Raw genomic sequence first — 2,822 nt, forward strand, 5'->3', positions numbered from 1 at the left:
CACCCAGCAGGCGGGCCGCTGCCGACTTGTTGTCCTCGCTGAGCTGCATGGCGCGGTCGATGAGCAACTGCTCTGCCGCAGCGAGCTTGTCTTCACCCGGCAGGGTCAGCAGGGCATCGGCCAGCGAAACCGGGTCGACTTGTTCGGTGATCGCCTGCGGGTTCAGGAAGTCAGCCAGCTCCTCGGCGGTGATGTGCGATTTCTCGGACAGCACGCCCAGGCGATCGACCACGCTGCGCAGCTGGCGGATGTTGCCCGGCCAGGCGTGGTGCTGCAGACGCTGCAGCGCGGCCTCGCTGAAGGTGATCGGGCGGGGTTGCAGCGAGGCGAAATGTGTCGCCAGCTCGGGGATGTCCTCGCGGCGCTGATCCAGGCCCGGCACGTCGAGCACGAACACCGCCAGGCGGTAGTAAAGGTCTTCGCGGAAGTGGCCGGTGCGCACCAAGGCTTCGAGGTCGCGGTGGGAGGCTGCCACCACCCGGCCCATGAAGCGGCGGACTTCGGTCGAGCCCACGGGGCGGAAAGAGCGCGTCTCCAGCACCCGAAGCAGCTTGGGCTGCAGGGACAGGGGCAACTCGCCGATTTCGTCCAGGAACAAGGTGCCCGTGCCCACGCGCTCGAAAAAGCCGGGGTGGTTGGCCACGGCACCGGTGAAAGCGCCCTTGGCGTAGCCGAACAACTCGGCCTCGGCCAGGTGCTCGGGCAAAGCGCCGCAGTTGATGTCCAGGAAAGGCGCCAGCGGATCTCGGCTGCGGTGGTGGATGAGCTGCGCCATCACCTCCTTGCCCGACCCGGTCGGCCCTGAGATGAGCACCGCACGGTCGGTGTGAGCCACCCGGTCCAGCAAGCGCAACAGGTGCAGGAAGGCGGGCGCGCGCCCGACCACCCGGGGTTCGATCGCTGGCAGGCCTGCGGGGATGTCGCGCATGGGGTACTTCAAATGACAAGAGGTGACATCCTACCCATTTCGTCCACCCTGCGGGTGAATAGCGGACGAATTCGTCCACAAAAAACACCCAGAAAGGCTTGAAAAGGCTCGATACGAGGCTGATGCGGGGCAAATCCGACCTGGCACGACGGTTGCAGTAAAGGTGTCAAGGCCAGGCCGAAGCCCGTGACGTGTCAGCGCGAACGTCACGCCAGCGACGGCCACACACAACAAGGCATCTGCTCGGGGAATTCGCGCTGTCGAACAGGTGACTGTCGAAACATGCAGGCAACGGCACAGACTCAAGGGGTCACGAACCCCCATGCACTGGCGTCCATCATGAAGGCCAGTGAATCGTGTCACATCGTCGCCCAGGAGGACATCCTGGACGAAAACGGCACCAAGCTTTGGGCCAAGGGCCAGCCCGTTTCACGGGCCTTGCAACAGAGGCTGCTTGAGCGAAAGCTCAGTCAACCCCTGGAATCCTGCCTGCGGGCAGAAGACGGGGTCACCCATGGCGAAATGGTCGAAATGGCCCGCCGACTGGTGGACACCCTGACGCTGCTGCACAGCGCGATCAGCCCGTGGGCCAGCGACTTGCTCAGCGACATCCCCCGGTTGCCCCTGCACCCGGTGGCGCAACTGCTGTTGACCGCTGCGCGCGGCAGCAGCCCACAGGCCTACGAGCACGCGATCCAGTCGATGCTGCTGGCTGGGGCCCTGGCGCTGCACGCCGGTGGCGACCGCTACCAGCAGCGCCTGAGCATGCTGGGCGGGCTGCTGCACGACATTGGCGAGCTCTACATCCAGCCCGATTACCTTCGAGACGACCTGCCGCTGGGGCCGGAAGCCTGGCGCAGCATCTGCGTGCACCCGCGCGTGGGCGAGATGCTCCTGCAACGCCAGACGGACTACCCCAAGGAACTCTGTCGGGCCGTGGGCGAACACCACGAACGAGGCAACGGCCTGGGCTACCCGGCCCGGGTGCGCTACCTGTCTTGGCTGGGTGCGCGCCTGAGCGCGGTCGAAACCTTCATGGGGGTGCTGGGCTCGGAGCAGCCCGACGCCTGGGAACACGCCGCGTTGGCGGTGCGCCTGGTGCCGGGGGAGTTCGACGGCTCCGCCGTGTCGTTTGCCAGCCAGGCTGCGCGGCGCCACCAGGGCCAAGGGCGCATCACCCCTTGCCCGGATGGGCAGGTCGTTTGGGACGCCGCCCAGGAACTCAAGAACGGGCTCCAAGCTGCACTGAGGGAGTCGTGGGTGCTGGCCGCCAGCTCCGCGTCACCCAAGGTCAGCGGCACGGCCCGCATGGTCTCGCCCATCCTCGAGCAGCTGCTGCGCTCGTGCGACGCGCTGGGGCTGTGGGCCCCCCGTCACCTGGCGGGCGAGCACTTGCACGAGTTGCACCTGGCCCACCAGGAGTTGCGCTTTCGGGTGCAGTCGCTGCGCCGCGTGTCCTGCTGGCTGGACGAAAGCTGGCTGCCTCACGAGAGCGAAGAGCTTGACAAGCTGTGGAGCGTGGTTGGCAACAGCCTGGCGCCCCAAGCAGCCTGAAACACCTCAGCGCACACGCTGACCCTGCGCGTCGATCACCACCTCGCCGTCTTCCTTGGTGAAGGGCCCCTGCTGGGGCGCCGGCAAGATGTCGAGCACCAGCTCCGACGGCCGACACAGGCGGGTGCCCAGCTCGGTCACCACGATCGGGCGGTTGATGAGCGCCGGGTGGGCCAGCATCGCGTCGATCAGCTCGGCGTCGGTGCGCGCCGCATCGTTCAAACCGAGCTCGCTGCACAGCGCTTCTTTCGAGCGCATCACGTCTCGCACCGACAGGCCACTGGCCGCGATCAACTGCACGAGCTGTTCTCGCGACGGTGGGGTCTCCAGGTAGGCGACC

At 66.8% G+C, this 2,822-nt stretch carries 3 protein-coding genes; 1 reads left to right on the plus strand and 2 read right to left on the minus strand.

What is annotated here, in order from left to right; genetic code table 11:
- The coding region (locus B2W70_RS10475) for a sigma 54-interacting transcriptional regulator (protein ID WP_286745522.1) at window positions 1-928 on the minus strand (928 nt) is incomplete at its 3' end.
- 339 nt (window positions 929-1,267) lie between these two features.
- Here B2W70_RS10475 and B2W70_RS10480 point away from each other — a divergent pair.
- Window positions 1,268-2,482: an HD-GYP domain-containing protein gene (locus B2W70_RS10480; protein WP_058087115.1), complete on the plus strand. Its 1,215-nt coding sequence runs from the start codon at window positions 1,268-1,270 to the stop codon at window positions 2,480-2,482.
- A gap of 6 nt (window positions 2,483-2,488) precedes the next feature.
- Here B2W70_RS10480 and B2W70_RS10485 read toward each other — a convergent pair.
- The coding region (locus B2W70_RS10485) for an ArsC/Spx/MgsR family protein (RefSeq protein WP_286745524.1) at window positions 2,489-2,822 on the minus strand (334 nt) is incomplete at its 5' end.

This window comes from Aquabacterium sp. UBA2148, from assembly GCF_002328915.1.
GTDB lineage: Bacteria > Pseudomonadota > Gammaproteobacteria > Burkholderiales > Burkholderiaceae_C > Aquabacterium > Aquabacterium parvum.

What these genes read in the sequence shown, in the direction of transcription:
- B2W70_RS10480 (WP_058087115.1), top strand. Translation starts at nt 1,268, where the DNA reads ATGAAGGCCAGTGAATCGTGTCACATCGTCGCCCAGGAGGACATCCTG.